14 protein-coding genes and 1 riboswitch are annotated in these 17,396 nt (G+C 63.5%); of the genes, 3 read left to right on the top strand and 11 right to left on the bottom strand.

Annotated features, from left to right (window positions below):
• Positions 1 to 77: 77 nt before the first annotated feature.
• The 8 genes from atzF to epmB all read right to left on the bottom strand — a co-directional run bounded on the left by atzF (position 78) and on the right by epmB (position 11,250).
• Positions 78 to 1,898, bottom strand: a complete 1,821-nt coding sequence (gene atzF / locus OCT39_RS10245; protein WP_263584370.1) for an allophanate hydrolase — start codon at positions 1,896 to 1,898, stop codon at positions 78 to 80.
• 55 nt (positions 1,899 to 1,953) lie between these two features.
• Positions 1,954 to 5,577 (bottom strand): urea carboxylase, encoded by a 3,624-nt coding sequence (gene uca, locus OCT39_RS10240; protein WP_263584369.1) that lies wholly within the window; start codon positions 5,575 to 5,577, stop codon positions 1,954 to 1,956.
• Positions 5,578 to 5,654: 77 nt separating this feature from the next.
• Positions 5,655 to 6,296 (bottom strand): urea amidolyase associated protein UAAP2, encoded by a 642-nt coding sequence (locus tag OCT39_RS10235; RefSeq protein WP_263584368.1) that lies wholly within the window; start codon positions 6,294 to 6,296, stop codon positions 5,655 to 5,657.
• A 10-nt stretch (positions 6,297 to 6,306) separates the two neighbouring features.
• The gene (locus OCT39_RS10230) at positions 6,307 to 7,029 is read right to left on the bottom strand and encodes an urea amidolyase associated protein UAAP1 (protein ID WP_263584367.1); all 723 of its coding nucleotides are present in this window, start codon (positions 7,027 to 7,029) and stop codon (positions 6,307 to 6,309) included.
• On the bottom strand, positions 7,026 to 7,820 hold the full coding sequence (locus OCT39_RS10225; protein WP_263584366.1) for an ABC transporter ATP-binding protein: 795 nt from the start codon (positions 7,818 to 7,820) through the stop codon (positions 7,026 to 7,028). The genes OCT39_RS10230 and OCT39_RS10225 overlap by 4 nt, the downstream gene beginning before the upstream one ends.
• Positions 7,817 to 8,644: an ABC transporter permease gene (locus tag OCT39_RS10220; protein ID WP_263584365.1), complete on the bottom strand. Its 828-nt coding sequence runs from the start codon at positions 8,642 to 8,644 to the stop codon at positions 7,817 to 7,819. The genes OCT39_RS10225 and OCT39_RS10220 overlap by 4 nt, the downstream gene beginning before the upstream one ends.
• Positions 8,645 to 8,721: 77 nt before the next feature.
• Positions 8,722 to 9,771: a putative urea ABC transporter substrate-binding protein gene (locus OCT39_RS10215; RefSeq protein ID WP_263584364.1), complete on the bottom strand. Its 1,050-nt coding sequence runs from the start codon at positions 9,769 to 9,771 to the stop codon at positions 8,722 to 8,724.
• A gap of 126 nt (positions 9,772 to 9,897) precedes the next feature.
• A riboswitch (guanidine-I (ykkC/yxkD leader) is annotated at positions 9,898 to 10,014 on the bottom strand.
• Between the two features lie 216 nt (positions 10,015 to 10,230).
• Entirely contained in the window at positions 10,231 to 11,250 is a 1,020-nt protein-coding gene (gene epmB / locus OCT39_RS10210) for an EF-P beta-lysylation protein EpmB (protein ID WP_263584363.1), read from the bottom strand.
• 123 nt (positions 11,251 to 11,373) lie between these two features.
• Here epmB and efp point away from each other — a divergent pair, with 123 nt between their 5' ends.
• Positions 11,374 to 11,940 carry an elongation factor P gene (gene efp / locus OCT39_RS10205; protein WP_263584362.1) on the top strand — a complete coding sequence of 189 codons (567 nt, stop codon included), beginning with the start codon at positions 11,374 to 11,376 and terminating at the stop codon, positions 11,938 to 11,940.
• 83 nt (positions 11,941 to 12,023) lie between these two features.
• Entirely contained in the window at positions 12,024 to 13,004 is a 981-nt protein-coding gene (gene epmA, locus OCT39_RS10200) for an EF-P lysine aminoacylase EpmA (RefSeq protein WP_263584361.1), read from the top strand.
• 4 nt (positions 13,005 to 13,008) lie between these two features.
• On the opposite strand, the gene OCT39_RS10195 is transcribed toward epmA, so the two are convergent.
• Positions 13,009 to 14,559 (bottom strand): DHA2 family efflux MFS transporter permease subunit, encoded by a 1,551-nt coding sequence (locus OCT39_RS10195; RefSeq protein WP_263584360.1) that lies wholly within the window; start codon positions 14,557 to 14,559, stop codon positions 13,009 to 13,011.
• Positions 14,556 to 15,719: an HlyD family secretion protein gene (locus tag OCT39_RS10190; protein ID WP_263584359.1), complete on the bottom strand. Its 1,164-nt coding sequence runs from the start codon at positions 15,717 to 15,719 to the stop codon at positions 14,556 to 14,558. The genes OCT39_RS10195 and OCT39_RS10190 overlap by 4 nt, the downstream gene beginning before the upstream one ends.
• A gap of 60 nt (positions 15,720 to 15,779) precedes the next feature.
• Between OCT39_RS10190 and OCT39_RS10185 the strand changes: the two genes are divergently transcribed.
• The gene (locus OCT39_RS10185; RefSeq protein ID WP_263584358.1) at positions 15,780 to 16,535 is read left to right on the top strand and encodes a TetR/AcrR family transcriptional regulator; all 756 of its coding nucleotides are present in this window, start codon (positions 15,780 to 15,782) and stop codon (positions 16,533 to 16,535) included.
• Here the strand turns inward: OCT39_RS10185 and asd are convergent.
• Positions 16,525 to 17,382: an archaetidylserine decarboxylase gene (gene asd, locus OCT39_RS10180; RefSeq protein WP_263584357.1), complete on the bottom strand. Its 858-nt coding sequence runs from the start codon at positions 17,380 to 17,382 to the stop codon at positions 16,525 to 16,527. The genes OCT39_RS10185 and asd overlap by 11 nt on opposite strands.
• Positions 17,383 to 17,396: the final 14 nt, after the last annotated feature.

Below are 17,396 nucleotides of genomic sequence, written 5' to 3'. Positions count from 1 at the left end.
CTTACCGGTAGGTTAGAAAGGCTCGTTATACAGTGAAAGGGACAGTGAAAAGGTATCGCTGCAACTGTATCCAGTGTTTATTTCGCTTGCTTCAACCACCCCCGCCAGCCGCCGTAATCACTCACGTCCCTGGCGGGGCCGGGCTCGTTGAGCGCGCCGGCGCTGCAGATGAAGCCGCACTTCCAGCTTCCGTCCGCGAGCTCGACCTGGCCAAGGCCCAGCGGGACGGGGATGCCCGCCAGGAAACTGCCTACGGTATCGATGGGCAGGCGCCATACTTCCACCTCGATCGCTTGGCCCTGCTCATCGCGCACCATCGCCGGGCGCGCGGGTGGCCCGCCGGCAAGGGCATAGAGCTTGTAACGCGGTGCGCTTTGGGTGCTCTCCACCTTGATACCGCCGCGCTCGGTCAACTGATGATTGAGCGGCAGCCCTTCCAGGTGCGCGCCGCAGACCACGATCTCCATGGTGCCGTTTTGAGCCGGTGTCGCCAGTGGCTCGATGGCGGGTCTCTCGATTCCGCTGGCGCCCAGCGGAAGCCGAGTGCGCGCCTCGAGTGCGCGCGCCAGCGACAAAAGCTGCAGGTCGGCGAAGGCCGGACCGAAGAGCGTCACGCCTACCGGCAACTCGCGCTCGGTAAAACCGATCGGCACGGCCAGCGCGCTGTAGTCCAGAAGATTCATGAAGTTGGTCCAAATACCCAGGCGCGAATTGGCGCCGATCGGATCCTTGGCGACCTCGGCCTTACTCGGATGCGTGACGGTCGTCGGTGAGAGCATGACGTCTACTTGCTGGATCAACGCATCGGCCTGACGTTTGTATTCGGCGAGCTTGTAGCGAGCATCGAAGGCGTCCACCGCCAGCGGCGTTGCTCCGCCCTGGGTGATCTGAAACGTCACTGGATGCACGGCCTTTGGGCTTTCGGCCATGAGCTTTTGGATCACATGGTAGCGCTCGGCGACCCAAGGTCCTTCGTAGAGTAGGCGGGCAGCGGCCAGAAGCGGAGTACAGTCGAGCTCGACCTTTTCACCGCCCAGCGCTTCAAGCTTTGTAATCGCCTGGTGCATGCCTTGGGTATAGGCCGCATCGGTCTGCCACTGTGATTCTAGCGGCACCCCGAAACGAAACGCCGCAGGCGGCTGACCGTAGCGTTGGCCCTGCACGGCGAAATCGAAGCGACGCGACCAAGCGCACTGCTCGTCGTACACCGCAGTTAGCGCCAGCAGAGCGGCGGCGTCGTCGCAGGTCAGGGTAAACAGGCTAATGGTATCGAGCGTGGCGCAGGCAGGGACGACGCCGCGGGTGCTCAGAAGCCCAAGGCTCGGCTTGACGCCGTAAAGGTTGTTGAAACAGGCGGGCACGCGCCCCGAGCCCGCGGTATCGGTGCCCAGCGCAAAGCTCACCATACCCGCCGCGGTCACCACCGCCGAACCACTACTGGAGCCACCGGGAATGAATGTCGGGTCGAAGGCGTTGGCCGGTGTGCCGTACACATCCAGCGCCCGTTCACCCACCAGCCCTGTGGCAAACTGGTCCAGGTTGGTCTTGCCCAAGGGAAGGGCCCCGGCATCGATCAACTGTTGGACCACGAAGGCGTGCTCGTCAGGCGTGTAGGCGTAGGCAGGGCTTCCCGCCGTAGTGGGTACGCCCGCCAGATCGATATTATCCTTGATGGCAAACGGAACGCCGTAAAGCGGCAACGTAGCGGGAGACTCTTCCTCTAGCTTCTGAAGGTAGGGCGTTAACTGCTCGCGGGTTAGGCGAGTGATCCAGGCGGAATTTGGACCGAGACGTTCAGCCTGGTCCAACAACTCGTCGATCAAGCTGGCAGGCGTCAGCTCACCGCTTGAATAGGCTTGATGAAGACTTTTGATGTCCAGCGGGCGCAAGGCGGTCATGAGCGGCTCCTTGGGTGATGGAGTGGGTGTCGAGGCGGTGTTGCATGCGTAACGCTTATGAGTCGACATCCACCGGGTCCTCGAGAACGATCAACGGCTGGCCCGGCGCCACCGCGCCTCCTTCGGCCAGGGGTAAGCGAGCCACGCGTCCGGCGCTTTGAGCGCTGATCTCTACTTCCATCTTCATGGATTCGACCAGTGCCACGGGCTGGCCCGCTTCCACCAGGTCGCCCTGTTTCACCAGCAGTCTCCATAGGCTGCCCGTCACCGGGCTTTCGACGCCCCGCTCATTTTCATCGAGCGCTCCCACCTCGGCGCTGGCGGGCACCTGATCCTCGAAGGTGAACTGTCCGTTGGCGCGCCAGGCGGCCATTTCGGCCTGGAACGCTTCGTCGCGCTTGCGGCGAAACGCCTCGATGGCCTCGACGTTCTTGTCGATTTCGGCCTGGTAGTCGGCCAAGCGAAAGCGAGTGGTTTCGATGGAAAGATCAAAGCGGCCATGGGGGAAATCGCGACGAATTTGCATCAGTTCGTCATGGCTAACGTCGTAAAAGCTCAACTGATCAAAAAAGCGCAGCAGCCACGGGTTCGTAAAGTGCTCGGTCGTGCGGTAACGATTCCACATCTGAAGCGTTCGGCCGACGAACTGATAGCCCCCGGGCCCTTCCATACCGTAGACGCATAGATAGGCGCCGCCGATGCCGACGGAGTTTTCCGCCGTCCAGGTGCGCGCCGGGTTGTACTTGGTGGTTACCAGACGCTGGCGCGGGTCGAGCGGCGTGGCGACCGGCGCGCCCAGATAGACATCCCCCAGCCCCATGACCAGATAGCGGGCGTTGAAGACGATGTCGCGCACCTGCTGCTCGCTGTCGAGCGCGTTGATGCGGCGGATGAAATCCAGGTTACTCGGACACCAGGGTGCGTCAGGGCGCACGCTGCGCTGATACTTGTCGATCGCCTCTTGGCAGGCCGGGTCGTCCCAGGAGAGCGGCAGATGCACCACGCGGGATTCGACCTCGAGCGATTCGATGTCGGCAAGTTCGTGCTCGGCGCGGGCCAAGTGCGCAAGTAGCGCTGCAAGGCTCAGGGTATTTGGATCGTAGTGAACCTGCAGCGAGCGGATGCCGGGCGTCAGCTCCATGAGTCCGGGCAGGGTATGTTCGCGCAGCCAGAGCATCCAGGCATGGGCGCGAAAGCGCAGGGCGATGTCCAGCGTCATGGGGCCAAACTCGATCAGCAGGAAGTCATCTCCCGCGCGACGGTAGACGATGCGCTCGCCGGCCTGCTCGGCGCCAACCTCGCGCAGGATCGGGCTCGAGGCGTCGCGCTCGATATCGATCTGGCCGGCGGCGCTGAGCGAGGCGAGCTGCTCGCACTGGCGTTCATCGAGTGCGCGGGCGCTTTCGAGCGTGACCGGCACGAAGCGTACCTTGCTTCCGGCGGTGAGCTGGCCCAGCTTCCAGCGCTCGGCGCGCACGACGGTCGCCGGGCAGACGAAGCCGCCAAGCGATGGGCCATCCGGGCCCAGAATTACGGGCATGTCGCCGGTGAAGTCGATGGTGCCAAAGGCATAGGCGTTGTCGTGAATGTTGGAGGGGTGTAGACCCGCCTCGCCGCCGTCCGTACGCGCCCACTCCGGACGCGGGCCAATCAGGCGCACGCCGGTGCGGCTCGAGTTGTAGTGCACTTCCCACTCGTGAGCGAAGAACTGCTCGATATCCTGGTCGGTAAAAAAGTCCGGCGCGCCGTGGGGGCCGTAAAGCACCGCGATTTCGACCACGCTGGCCGGGTCGTCGATGGCAGGTATCAGTGCGGGGTCCAGCGTCTGGTGAGACGTGGGTTCGAGTGCAGGCAGATCCAGCAGGTCGCCGCTGCGTAGTGCCCGCCCGCCGTGGCCGCCGAACTGGCCCAGGGTGAAAGTGCTGCGCGAGCCCAGATAGCGTGGGCAGTCGATGCCTCCGCGCACCAGCACGTAGGCGCGTGCGCCGGCACTGGCCTTGCCAAGGGCCAGGGTGGCGCCGGCCGGTACGTCCAGTACCTGCCAGAAATCTACCGGGTTGCCGTCGAGCGAGGCGGAAAGCGGTGCGCCGGCCAGCACGATTTGCGTGGCGCGATGAAAGCGCAGGGTCGGGCCGTTGAGAGTAATCTCGAGCCCGGCGGCTTCGGCTGGGTTGTCGAGCAGGCGGTTGCCCAGGCGAAACGACCAGTCATCGAAGGGACCTGAGGGTGGCACGCCCACGTCCCAGTGGCCCTGGCGGCCCGGGTGGTCCTGAATCGTGGTCAGCGTTCCCGGCGCCAGCACCTCGATGGCCGGCGGCGCCCAGTCCAGCGTGGTCAGCCAGTGGGTGTCGATGGCAGCCGTCTTGAAGCGCTCGGCGCGCAGCACGTGAGAGAGCCAAGTGCGGTTGGTAGCGATGCCATACACTGACGATGCTTCGAGGGTGGCGGCGAGCTCCTTGATGGCGTGTTCGCGACTGTCGGTGTGCACCATCACCTTGGCGAGCATCGGATCGAATAGCGCTGAGACCTCCAGCCCCGATTCGATGGCGTGATCGACCCGGAGCCCGGCGCGCTCTGGGAAGTGAACCTCGGTAAGAAGCCCTGCACTTGGGCGGAAGTCGTGGGCCGGGTCTTCGGCGTAGAGGCGTACTTGCATGGCGTGGCCGAGAGGGGCGAGCGCGGCGGCCAGTGCTTTCAAGTCGAGCGCTTCGCCCGCGCCCAGCCGCACCATCCACTCTACGATGTCGACGCCGTACACCAGCTCGGTGACGCCGTGCTCGACCTGCAGGCGGGTGTTGACCTCGAGAAAGTAGAAGGCTTCACGGTTGGTATCGTAGATGAACTCGACAGTGCCGGCGCTACGGTAGGCGACGGCTTCGCCCAGTTTGACTGCGGTGGCGTGCAGCGCCTGACGCACAGACTCGGGCAGGTTGGGTGCCGGGCACTCTTCGATTACCTTCTGATGGCGGCGCTGAGTGGAGCAGTCGCGCTCGCCGAGTGCGATGACCGTACCCCTGCCATCGCCAAAAAGCTGCACCTCCAAGTGGCGGGCGCTGGCGATATAGGCTTCCAGAAACACGCCGTCGTCGCCGAAGTTGCGCTCACCCAGCCCCTTGACCGACTCAAACGCGCGGGAGAGCTCGGCCGGGTCGCGGCAAACCTGCATGCCGATGCCGCCGCCGCCGGCGGTAGATTTGAGCATTACCGGGTAGCCGATACGCTCGGCGCTGGCGTGTGCCTCATCGAGACTTTTCAGAAGCTTTGATCCCGGCACCAGTGGTACGCCGGCGCGTTCGGCCAGCGCGCGCGCTTCGTGCTTCAAACCGAACTGGCGAATCTGCTCGGCGGTCGGGCCGAGAAACGTAATGCCTGCAGCGTCGCAGGCCTCGATAAAGCGGGTATTTTCGGATAAAAAACCGTAGCCCGGGTGCACCGCTTGGGCGCCGCTCTGGCGGGCGATGGCGATCAGTTTATCGATAGCGAGGTAGGTGTCGGTGGCGCCGCCTTCGCCGAGTGAATATGCCTCATCGGCCTGGTGGACGTACGGGGCGTCGCGGTCGGCGTCGGCATATACGACGACGCTCTGGATACCGAGGCGGTGCAGCGTGCGCAAAAGCCGTGTCGCGATGGCGCCGCGGTTGGCGATCAAAACTTTGGTGAAAGAGGTAGCGTGTGTCATGGCGGCCTACCAGCAAGGCGGGTCGTCCCGCGTAAGTTCAGGCGATCCGGGGTCGTCCCCGGGCCTCTCGCTGCGTGTCAGTCTTCCCAGACGATCAGTTCGATCGGGGTAGGGTTGTAGCCGTTGCAGGGGTTGTTGAGCTGCGGGCAGTTGGAGACCAGTACGGTGACGTCCATATTGGCGACCATCTCGACGTACTTGCCCGGAGCGGAAATACCATCCTCGAAGGTCAGCCCACCGTCGGCGGTCACCGGCACGTTCATGAAGAAATTGATGTTGTGGGTGATGTCGCGCTTGGTGAGTCCGAACTCCGGATAGTTGGCGATCGCTTCCATCCAGTTATCGCGGCAGGAGTGCATATGGCGCTTCTCCAGGTCGTAGCGCACCGTGTTGCTTTCGCTCGAACAGGCGCCGCCCAGGGTGTCGTGGCGACCGCAAGTGTCGGCGGTGATGGTCAGCATCACGCGGCCCTCGCTTGAGATCAGACGCGAGCCGGTGGTGAGATAGACCGCCTGCTGTTCACGCACGGTGTCCATCGCGCTGTAGCGCTCTGCGCTGTCCTCGGCGCTGAAAAAGAGCGTGTCGGCGGCTTGGTTGCCTTCGAGATCCAGAATGCGCAGGGTCTGGCCGCGCTTGACGGTGCCGATGTAGTGGTCGCCGGCGTCGATCCGAGTGCGGCTGAGCGCAGTGTCTGGATTCAGGGGACTGTCGGTGATCATGGCGCTCTCCTTATAGGCCGAGATGATAAAGACGGTTGTTGGCGAACCCTCGAGCGTTTTCCGGGCGTGACTGGAAGCACGGGTCGTCGATCGTCGGCGCGGCGGCGGTATCGAGCGCGATATCGACGCCGCGATGCGGGTACTCCTTTGCCGGGTCGAGCGGGTGCGGGCAGGTGTGCAGCAGCACGAGGGTATCCATCTCAAAGCGCAGCGTCACGCGGCTGCCGGGCTGGCAGTGGCCGGACACGTAGCGGAGCCGGCCTTCGTTGTCGCTTTCCACCCGCGAGAAGAGGTTTAGGTTGGCCGCCATGTCGCGCCGGCCCAGCCCGTACTTGGCAAGCTCGACGAGAAAGGCATCCACACCTGTACGAGTCCACTGATTGCGCGCCTTCTGGTAACTTTGGTGTGCCCAGCCCTTGGCCTTCAGGTGTTGCGCCATCAGGTTGCCGCCGACGCTGTCATGCCAGCCCAGCTCGTCTTTCGTGATAGAGGCGAAGATGCGGCCCATGTCGGAGTAAAGGCAGTGGCCCTCGGTCAGCTTGAAGGTGTGCTGGCACTTCAGGGTGTCCGGCAGGTTCAGCCGTTCCAGCAGGTTTTCCGGGTTGTAGCACAGCAGGCCCACGTTCGTGTCGGCGTCGCGGGCGGTCAGCGTCAGCGTCGTGTGGCGGCGCACACGCAGCGACCAGTGATGCCCGCCGGGCAGATGGGTGGTGTAGGCGGGGTCGCTTGTCATAATAGAGTCTCCTCGATATGGGTTTTCACGCCACCTCGCGTCAGTGCCTCGGTAAGGGCCGTGGCCGGGCGCTCGCGCGATATCGGCAGGTCGTAGGTGATGGTGGCGCCATAGGCCTCTGGCGCCTGAGGGTCGTGGCGCGTCTTGTCGAAGACCCAGAGCCGCGTGCCCAGCTCGAAGGCCTCCTTGAGGTCGTGGGTGATCATGAAAATGGTCAGTTTCTGCTCCGCCCAGAGTTTGGTGATCAATGCATGCATGTCCTGGCGGATGCCCGGGTCGAGCGCACCGAAGGGTTCGTCGAGCAGCAGAATGCGCGGGCGCATCATCAGTGCCTGGGCGATCGCCAAGCGCTGTTGCATGCCGCCGGAGAGTTCGTGAGGATACTTGTTAAGAGCGTGGCTCAAGCCCACCTCATCGATCCGTGCGCGGGCGTTTTCGATGGCACGGCGCCGGGCGCGGCCGAAACTCTTGCCAAGCAGAGGCGAGGCCTCGAGCTCCTCGGCCATCATGACGTTACCCAGTACTGTCAAATGCGGAAAAACCGAGTACTTCTGGAACACCACGCCGCGGTCCGGGCCAGGCTCGTTGGGAATCGGGCAGCCATCGAGGGCAAGCTCGCCCTTCGAGGCATTTTCGGTGCCCAGCAGCATCTTGAGAAAGGTGGTCTTGCCACAGCCCGAGGCGCCTACCAGAGTGACGAATTCGCCTTCATCGACCTCGAAGTTGAGGTTCTCGAGCACCACGTGGTGCCCATAGTGTTTTTCCAGTCGCTTGGCGGTTAAAAGACTCATGACTTGTCTCCTTCACCGGCGTGGTACCACGGGAAAACGAGCCTTGAGGTCCATGCCAACAGCTGGTCGAGCACGAAGGCGAGCAGCGTGATCCAGGCGACATAAGGCAGGATGATGTCCATGGAGAGATAGCGGCGTACCAGGAAGATGCGATAGCCCAGCCCTTCCTGCGCGGCGATGGCTTCGGCGGCAATCAGAAACAGCCAGGCGGTGCCGAGCGCCAGGCGCGTGGCGTTGAGAAGCCGCGGTGTCAGCTGCGGCAGAAGAACGCGCAGCAGTACCTGCCAGGAGCTGGCGCCCAGGGTTTGGGCCTTGATCAGCTGTTCATCGGGCAGGCGCAGTGCGTGACCCTGCAGGTCGCGAATCAGAAAGGGCGTGACGCCGATCACGATGAGCGCGATCTTCGAGGCTTCACCGGTCCCGAAGGCGATGAACAGAATCGGCAAAATCGCCATGGGCGGAATCAGCGAAAGCACCGTGACTAGTGGCGAGAGTTTGGCGCGAAGGATCGGCAGCCCGCCGGTCAGAATGCCGATTAGAAGGCCCAGCAGCGCACTGATACCAACGCCGATCAGCAGTCGCTCGAGGCTTGCAAAGGTGTCGGTCCAGAGCGTGATCTCGCCGGTGCGGACGTTCTCGGCGCTCGCCAGGTGGTAGAAGGATTGGGCCATGGTGGCGGGTGCCGGCAGCAATCGATCATTGGGGTTATTCGCCAGGCGCTCGCTCGACAGGCTGATATAGAGCATGGCGAGCAGTGCAAAAGGCACCAGCCCCAGCAGCCAGCGGCCGCCTCGCGGAGGCGTTAAATTGATAAGGCGCTTCATGGCAGTGTCCGTCCAGGGGTGAGTCCAGAGTGGCGGCGGCTTTCAACCCGCCGCCGGGCGGTGCACGTCGGGGCGGCTCAGCGAGCGTCCATGTACGCCTGGGTGAAGGTGGGGTCGAAACGCAGTTGCACGTTGTTTTCATCGCCGAAGACGCCGCTGGGAGTTTCGATGCCGATGATGTCGTAGTCCGGCGCCATTTCGCCCAGCAGCCCGTGGCGGAAACTGAACTCGGCGACCCGCTCCATGTTCTCCAACAGCGCCGGGCTCTCCATCAGCTCGACCGCCTCGGCGGGGTCGGTGTAGAGGTAGGTAGCAGCGAGCTGTTCGCGGTAGCCGTCGAGATCGGTGCCCGCGGCATCGGCCATCGTCGAAAGGGCCGCTTCATCGCCCTGCTCAATGAGCCCCATGACCTCGTACCAGGCGCCGACCAGCGCATGGCCGAGTGCCGGGTTGTCGGCAAGCGTTTGAGTGTTGACCACCATTAGATCCAGGATCTCACCGGGAATTTCCGCCGAGGTATACACCACGCTGGCATCGTTCATGTCGGCGATGGTGCCGAGCTGCGGGTTCCAGGCGACCACCGCCTCGGTAGTCGCGCTGGCGAAGACGCCGACGATATCGGCATCGGCGGTGTTGACGGTTTCGATATCTCGCTCGGTCAGGCCTACACTTTCGAGCGCCCGGGCGAGGAAGTAGTGCGACACGCTGAACTGCACCAGATTGACCTGGCGGCCCTCGATATCGGCCAGGCTGTCGCTGCCCTTGAGCACGATGCCGTCGTTGCCGTCGGAGTAGTCGTTAACGATTAGGGCGGTGGAGTCCACGCCGCTGGCGGCGGGAAGGGTGAGGGCATCCATGTTGGTCATGGCACAGCCGTCAACATTGCCCGAGGTGTACTGATTGATCGATTCGACGTAGTCGTTGATCTGGACGACATCGATCGTAATGCCGTATTCATCCGCCCATTTATCGACGATGCCCTCGACATCGGCGTAGGCCCAAGGCATCCAGCCGGCGTAAATCGACCAGCAGACGCTGAAGCTATCGCGCTCCTGAGCTGCGGCAGGGGGAGAAACGGTGGAGAGCGCAAGTGTGGTCGCCAGCACGGCGGAGGGAAAAGCTGTCAAGCGCAGACGTTTTATGGGAAAAGGGTTTTTTACAGCAGAAGCGGCGGCGATTGAAACGTAGCGGGTCATGAGAGCCTCCAGCGGCTAAATAAAATATCGGGGGCATCGGCGCATTTCTGTGCCTTATCCTCCCGGGCTTTTATCCCGCCGTGTAACCCTGCGCTTGCAGGGTCGATCGCTCTCGGACCAGTCACACCGTCGGGGCGTATCTATGACGGTGCCGGAACCCTAGCGATCCATTGGAAACTCGATTGTCTGGCAGCTGGCTGCCGATACCCCGTATTCAACGCTAAATTCAATACAAGATGCCGGCCATCCTTTTTTTAATCCTTTTAATTCAGATGCTTGAGTTTAGGGTTGCGCTTGTCCTTGGAAGCACTACCCACGCGGTCGCGCTTTGCTGGTGCGTAAAAAAAACGACGGCGCTGTTTTGGTGCAGTCAAGAGCGCATGAAGCGCCTCAAAGCGGCGTCTTGCTCACTTCACCTGGCACCTCGCGAACGAGCCGTGGCATCAAAAAACCGGGTAGGTGGGCGCGCAGTTGAGCCACCAGCGCGCGCGCCTCGTCGTCCGGCACGTCGAAATGCGCCGCGCCTTGCACCGGGTCGAGCACATGCAGGTAGTAGGGCAGCACGCCGGCTTCGAACAGCCGCTCGGAGAGCGCGGCCAGTACCGGAATATCGTCGTTGACGCCGCGTAACAGTACGCTTTGATTCAAAAGCGTTACCCCGGCGCGCGTGAGCCGCTTGCAGGCGTCGATCACTGCCTGGTCGATCTCGTTGGCGTGGTTGATGTGCAGCACCATCACTTTTTGCAGGCGCGTGGTCGAGAGCCAGGCGAGCAGGGTGTCATCGATGCGGTCAGGGATCACCACTGGCAGGCGGGTGTGGACACGCAGGCGCTTGAGGTGCGGGATCGCCTCGAGCTCGCCGACAAGCCAAGCGAGCTGACGGTCGCTGGCCGCCAGCGGATCGCCGCCGGAGAGAATCGCCTCATGGATGCTGGCGTCCTGGCGCAGGTAGTCGAGGGCTTCCTGCCACTGAGCGCGCGACGGCGAGTTCTCGGCGTAGGGGAAGTGGCGGCGAAAGCAGTAGCGGCAGTTGATCGCGCAGGCGGGACTGGCGATCAAGAGCACTCGGCCCCGGTATTTATGGATCAAGCCGCGGGCGGGGCGGTGCTCGGCTTCCTCCAGCGGGTCCTGAACGAAACCCTCGAACATTCGCGTTTCGTCACCCAGTGGCAATACCTGGCGCAGCAGCGGGTCCGCCGGGGCGTTATAGGCCATGCGCGAAAGATACGCCTCGGGCACGCGCACCTCGAACAGCGCGTGGCCCTGGCGGGCGCCGGCCAGCCACCGATCATCCAACCCCAGGCGCTCGAGCAGAACCCTGGGGTCGCGAATCGCGTGTGAGAGCTGGCGCTGCCAAAGGGGGCGGGCATTATCCTGGCCGTCGTCGGTGCGGGCGGTCGGGATCCTCATGTTCTCCTGCAAAAAAGTCCTCCTTCGGGTTATCATGCGCGCACTTGTTCAAGGCATCGCTAAAAAGGTGCCTAACCGCAGCGTCGATATGCGTTATTCAGCAACCGATTAGTGAGAGAGATCATGGCGAACTATTCTACCAACGAATTCAAGGGCGGTTTGAAAGTAATGCTCGACGGCGACCCGTGTTCGATCGTCGACAACGAACTGGTCAAGCCCGGCAAGGGCCAGGCGTTCAACCGCGTGAAGCTGCGTAACCTCATGACCGGCCGCGTCTGGGAGCGTACCTTCAAGTCCGGCGAATCGCTGGAAGGCGCCGACGTCATGGAACTCGAGATGGAGTATCTCTACACCGACGGCGACATGTGGCACTTCATGAAGACCGACGGCTCCTTCGAGCAGTACGCGGTCGAGAAAAAAGCGCTGGGCGACACGGCCAAATGGTTGAAAGAGCAGGTGGCTTATACCGTTACCTTGTGGAATGACAAAGCGATTGCCGTATCGGCCCCCAATTTTATCGAGCTCGAAGTCGTCGAGACCGACCCGGGCCTGAAGGGCGACACCGCCCAGGGCGGTTCCAAGCCGGCCACGCTCTCCTCGGGTGCCGTGGTGCGCGTACCGCTGTTCATCAACCAGGGCGAAGTGTTGAAAGTCGATACCCGCTCCGGCGAGTACGTTTCGCGCGCGTGATGTTACCCGGCTCGTCGTCCATTCGCCGAGCCTCACCTTGAAGCCACGCCGATGCGTGGCTTTTATTTTTTAAGGATACGGCAATGGCCATCGAGTGGCGCCCCAGCGCGGAGATCGAAACGCTCAAGGCGCGTGCGCGCCTGCTGACCCGAGTACGCGCCTTCTTTGCCGAGCGCGGCGTGCTGGAGGTAGAGACGCCCGTACTCGGTCAGGGCGGCAGCACCGACGTGCATCTGGCGTCGCTTTCGACCCGCGCGCTGACCGGCATGGAGTCGCGCACGCTCTGGCTCCAAACCTCGCCGGAGTTTCACATGAAGCGGCTTTTGGCCGCGGGAAGCGGGCCGATCTTTCAGTTGGCGCGAAGCTTTCGCGATGGCGAGGTGGGCGCACGCCATAACGTCGAGTTCACCATGCTCGAGTGGTACCGCCCGGGTTTCACCCTGGTCGATTTGATCGAGGAAACGACCGCGCTGATCAAGGCGCTGCTGCCCGCACCCAACCTGCCACTTGCACGTTACGGCTACCGCGCGCTGTTCCAGCGTCACCTTGGCCTGGACCCGTTCACCGCGCCGCTCGATGGGCTGCGCCGGCTGGCCGAGCAGCGCGGCCACATGCCGGCGGGGCATCTGGCGGCAGAGCCACGCGATACGTGTCTGGATCTACTGATGAGCGTGGTGATCGAGCCGACGCTTGGTCGTGACGAAATCAGCGTGGTGATGGACTACCCGGCAAGCCAGGCGGCCCTGGCCCGCCGCCACCAGGATGATGACGGCGAGTGGGTCGCCTCGCGCTTCGAGCTCTACGTAGAGGGCCTGGAGCTTGCCAACGGCTACGACGAGCTGACGGACGCCTCTGAGCAACGCGCGCGATTTATCGAGGATAACGCCGCGCGCGAGCGACTCGGCCTTGCGCCGGTGGCCATCGACGAGCGGCTTTTAGCCGCGCTCGAACACGGCATGCCCGAAGGCGCCGGCGTAGCGCTGGGCATCGACCGGCTGATTCAGCTGGCGCTTGGCAAGCACCGCCTGGAAGAGGTGCTCGCGTTCGCCACGCCCCGCTGCTGAAAGCTCAGGCGCGGATGCGCTTGAGCAGAAATACCAGCGGTACCGTGACGATGTAGATAAGCCCCAGCCAGGTGAAGATGTCGTTGAAGGCGAGCACCTGGGCTTGCTGGGAGACGCGCTGAGCGATCAGTCCGATGGCCGCCTGGTGGGCATCGGCGACGGCGCCCGAGAGCATCGCCTCGTATTTGGCGATTTCGGCCACGACCACCTCGCGGCTGGTATCGATGGCCGGAATCAGCTGATTCCAGTGAAAGTCCTCGCGAATGTCGCGCACCGTATCCATGAGCGCCAGCCCCACGGCGCCGCCGAGGTTGCGCATCACGTTGAACAGCCCGCTGGCGTTGCCGACTTCCTGGGCCGGCAGCGTGCCGAGCGCAATGCGTGAGGCGGGGATGATGCACATGATCAACCCCATGCCGCGCACGATCTGCGGCAGGCAGAACTGCCAAAAGCCGGACTCCACGGTGAGGTTCGCATTCATCATCGTGCCGACGCCGACCAGCAGAAAGCCCGCGAACAGCAACAAGCGCAGGTCCAGATGGTTGGTGGCCTTACCGACCAGCGGCGCGCAGAAGAACATCGTCACCCCGGTGACGAACATCACCTGGCCGATCTGCAGGCTCGAATAGCCGCGCACGTAGCCGAAGAACAGCGGCATGATGTAGACCAGCCCGTAAAGCGCGATGCCGATGATAAAGCCCATGCCCGCGCCAATGGCGAAGTTGCGGTTGGCGAAGGCGCGCAGGTCGACGATCGGGTGCGCGCTTCTCAGCGTTCGAGTAAAGAACCAGACGCCCGTGACCAAACAGAGCAGGCTGAACAGGACGATCTCGTGGCTGGCGAACCAGTCCTCGCCCGGGCCCTCTTCCAGCACGAACTCCAGTGAGCCGAGAAACAGCGCGATCAGGGCAAGCCCGATCACGTCGAGCCGGCGTGCAAGCGCGTGATTGGGCTTGTCGATATCCAGAAAATTCCAGGCCGCCCAGCACACCAGAATGCCGGGAATCACGTTGGCCAGAAACAGCCAGTGCCAGCTCTGGGTTTCAGTGATGTAGCCGCCGATGGTCGGGCCGATCGATGGCGCCATGGTCACCACCATGCCGATCACCGCCTGCACGCTGCCCATCACCCGCCGCGGGAAGATCGAGAAACTGATCGCCTGAGTGATCGGGATCATCGCCCCGCCCATGAAGCCCTGAATGGCGCGCAGCACGATCAGCTGCTCGATGGAGCCTGCCAGCGCGCAGCCCAGGCTTGCCAGGGTAAATCCCGCACAGGAGAGGGTGAAGGCGACCCGCGTGGAGAGAATGCGCATCAGCATGCCGGACAGCGGAATCATCACGATCTCGGCAATCAGATACGAAGTCTGCACCCAGGAGATCTGATCCTGGCTCGCCGAGAGCCCGGACTGGATCTCGGTGAGCGAACTGGCGACGATCTGGATATCCAGAATCGCCATGAACATGCCAAATACCGCGGCGATGAAGCCGATACGCTGCGGCCAGGGCGGCATGTCGCTGACGCCCTGGCGGCCTGGTGGGGAGGTCGTGCTCATGGTGTCGCTTGAACGTCGGACGAGGCGTTGGTTTGTCGATCGTCGCGCTCGGGATCAAGATCACGCGTGTCGATCTCGGGCACCACAGAAAGCCCGGCACGTAAAAGGCCGAGTGACTCACGAGGCCCGGTCACGCGAATGCGCACCGGCACGCGCTGCACGATCTTGTTGAAGTTGCCGGTGGCGTTGTCCTGAGGCAGCAGGCTGAATTCGGTGCCGGTGGCCGGCGACAGGCTCTCGACCACGCCTTCGAAGGTGATGTCCGGGTAGGCGTCCAGATGAACGGCGGCAGGTTGGCCCAGGCGGATGCGCTCGAGCTGGGTCTCCTTGTAGTTGGCGCTGACGTAGGCCGACTCGATGGGCACGAGCTGCATCAGCGTCAGCGACGGCTGTGCAAGCGCGCCGGTTTTGACCCGCAGGTTGCCGATGACGCCGTCGCGCGGAGCGGTGAGGCGGGTCTTGTCGAGCTGGTGCTGGGCGTAGGCCAGATCGGCGGCGGCGGCCTCCTGGCTTGCCTCGGCGCGGGTAACGTCGCTTTCGGCCACCGCCAGCTGGCGCTCGGCGGAAACGACGGCGGCGCGGCGGCTGGCCAGGTTGGCCTCGGCCACGCGCAGCGCGCTCTCGTCGTCCTCGCGCTGTTGGCGCGAACCGTAGTTGTTGGCGGCCAGCGACGACGAGCGCGCAAGGTGCGAGCGCGCACGGTCGACGTCGGCCTGGGCGGCATCCACCTGAGTGCGCGCCTGGTCGATGGCGGCTTGCTGCAGCGCCACCTGGCGCTGGGATTGGGCAAACGACGCCGCGGCCACGGCCTGCTGCGCTCGGGCCTGGTTGAGCTGGTCGCGGTAGCTGGCATCGTCGAGCTGCACGAGCAGATCGCCCTGCTCAACGGCCTGGTTCTCGATCACCGCCACATCGACCACCCGCGCCGAAAGCTCCGCGCTCACTGCGACGCTGTCGGTGCGTATGTAAGCGTTGTCGGTGTCGATCATGAACCGGCCCACCTGCCACCAGCCGACGAGCCACCAGCCCAACGCGACCAGCGCGATCAGGCCGATGACCAACAAGAGCCATTGTCGCCCGCGCTTTTTAGGTTTGGCCTGCGCGGTAGGCGCACCGTGGGAAAGGTTGGCGGTATCGCCTTGAACGTCGCCCTGAGCCATGGCTACTCCTGAGTTGGAACGTTTCGGCCGCGTGCCGAAAGGATAAGGATCAATAGTGTAATGAATGCTACACTACATATCCAGCGCTGCGAGATCAGCGCAGTTTTTTTGTCGGTGGCGCCGGGTAGCTTTAATGTGCCGACCAGGCGTCGCGAAAAGAACAAGTCGATGGGAGCGGAAAGGACAGTGGAAGCAGAGGAAAATAGTGATGCCCGGATCCCCCGGGGCGTAGCACGACGTGAGCGGCTGTTGGATGCGGCAAGAGACGTGTTTCTGGAACAGGGGTATGCCGGGGCTAGCGTGAACGACGTGGTGGCCCGCGCCGGCGGGTCGCTCGCCACGCTCTACAAGCAGTTCGGCAGCAAGGAGGGGCTATTCACCGCGGCGATGGAGCGCCATATCGAGACCGCCTGGGCGGTGATCGAGGCGGGGCGGCGCGACCGCCAGGCGCCGGAGCAGGTCCTTTTTGAACTTGGCCGGCGCATGCTGATGCTGGTGTTCGACCCCGGCGTCATTCGGCTGATGCGCGGGCTTGCGTTCGAGGCCGAGCGCGCCCCGGCGCTTGGCGAGCTGTTTCTCGTACGCGGCCCGGACCGTACCCGCGAGGCGCTGGCGGACTATCTAAGTGATCAGGTCGAGCAGGGGAGGTTGGCACTCGAGGCGCCCCGGGAAGCGGCGGGCATTTTCATGGGCATGTTAATGGGCGAGTGGCACATCAATGCGCTGCTCGGCCGGGACTTGGCCATCGACGAGGCGCGCTGCAACGCCCGGGCCCGACACTGCGCAGCGATCTTTCTGGAGGGTGTCAGGCGCTGACCGGCGTGATAGCGGGCGTATCGGCCAAACGCTGGCCCATCTGGACCGGTGTCTCCGGCGCCAGATCGTCGAAATCGACCGGGTTCTCGAAGCACATCACCACCGTCGAGCCCAGCTTGAACCGCCCCATCTCCTCGCCGCGCTCGAGGGTGATCGGTTGCTCGAAGCGGGTGCGCTGCGGCGTGCCTGCCAGTGGCGTGATCTGGCCCGCCCACACGGTTTCGATCGCGGCCACCACCATCGCGCCGACCAGCACCATCGAAAACGCCCCCTGGGGGCTATCGAAAATGCACACCAGCCGCTCGTTGCGGGCAAACAGGTTCGGCACATGGCGAGCCGTGGCCTGATTGACCGAGAAGATGCGCCCGGGCACGTAGATCATCTCGCGAAGCGTGCCGGTCAGGGGCATGTGCACGCGGTGGTAGTCGCTTGGCGACAGATACACCGTGGCGAAGCTTCCGCCCATGAACTCTTCGGCAAGTACCGCGTCGCCGCCCAGAAGCGTCTGTGCCGAATAGGTGTGGTCTTTGGCTTGCAAAAGCTGGCCAGCCTGTATCCGCCCGTGGCGCGAAAGCGCGCCGTCCGCAGGGCTCAAAAGGCCGTCGCCGAGCGGACGGGCATCCGCTTTGAGCGCGCGGGTAAAGAACGCGTTGAAGTGGGGGTAGGCCGTCGGCTCGGGTTCCAGCGCCTGGCTCATGTCGACGTTGAAGCGCTTGATGAACGCCTTGATCAGCGCGTTCTTGAGCCAGGGCGTTTCGCTTTGGGCGAAGGCGCCGGTCAGCCGCGAGATCGCGTGGTGCGGAAGCGGGTACTGAAGCAGCGAAAAAGCTTTTTGAGATAGCGTCACGTGGCGTTCTTTTC

The sequence above is a fragment of the Halomonas sp. GD1P12 genome (assembly GCF_025725645.1).
Taxonomy (GTDB): Bacteria; Pseudomonadota; Gammaproteobacteria; order Pseudomonadales; family Halomonadaceae; genus Vreelandella.
This window is presented reverse-complemented; position numbering and strand designations above follow the sequence as displayed.

Coding starts and splice junctions, on each gene's coding strand:
- atzF (WP_263584370.1), bottom strand. CDS start 1,898: ATGACCGCCTTGCGCCCGCTGGACATCAAAAGTCTTCATCAAGCCTAT.
- uca (WP_263584369.1), bottom strand. CDS start 5,577: ATGACACACGCTACCTCTTTCACCAAAGTTTTGATCGCCAACCGCGGC.
- OCT39_RS10235 (WP_263584368.1), bottom strand. CDS start 6,296: ATGATCACCGACAGTCCCCTGAATCCAGACACTGCGCTCAGCCGCACT.
- OCT39_RS10230 (WP_263584367.1), bottom strand. CDS start 7,029: ATGACAAGCGACCCCGCCTACACCACCCATCTGCCCGGCGGGCATCAC.
- OCT39_RS10225 (WP_263584366.1), bottom strand. CDS start 7,820: ATGAGTCTTTTAACCGCCAAGCGACTGGAAAAACACTATGGGCACCAC.
- OCT39_RS10220 (WP_263584365.1), bottom strand. CDS start 8,644: ATGAAGCGCCTTATCAATTTAACGCCTCCGCGAGGCGGCCGCTGGCTG.
- epmB (WP_263584363.1), bottom strand. CDS start 11,250: ATGAGGATCCCGACCGCCCGCACCGACGACGGCCAGGATAATGCCCGC.
- efp (WP_263584362.1), top strand. CDS start 11,374: ATGGCGAACTATTCTACCAACGAATTCAAGGGCGGTTTGAAAGTAATG.
- epmA (WP_263584361.1), top strand. CDS start 12,024: ATGGCCATCGAGTGGCGCCCCAGCGCGGAGATCGAAACGCTCAAGGCG.
- OCT39_RS10195 (WP_263584360.1), bottom strand. CDS start 14,559: ATGAGCACGACCTCCCCACCAGGCCGCCAGGGCGTCAGCGACATGCCG.
- OCT39_RS10190 (WP_263584359.1), bottom strand. CDS start 15,719: ATGGCTCAGGGCGACGTTCAAGGCGATACCGCCAACCTTTCCCACGGT.
- OCT39_RS10185 (WP_263584358.1), top strand. CDS start 15,780: ATGAATGCTACACTACATATCCAGCGCTGCGAGATCAGCGCAGTTTTT.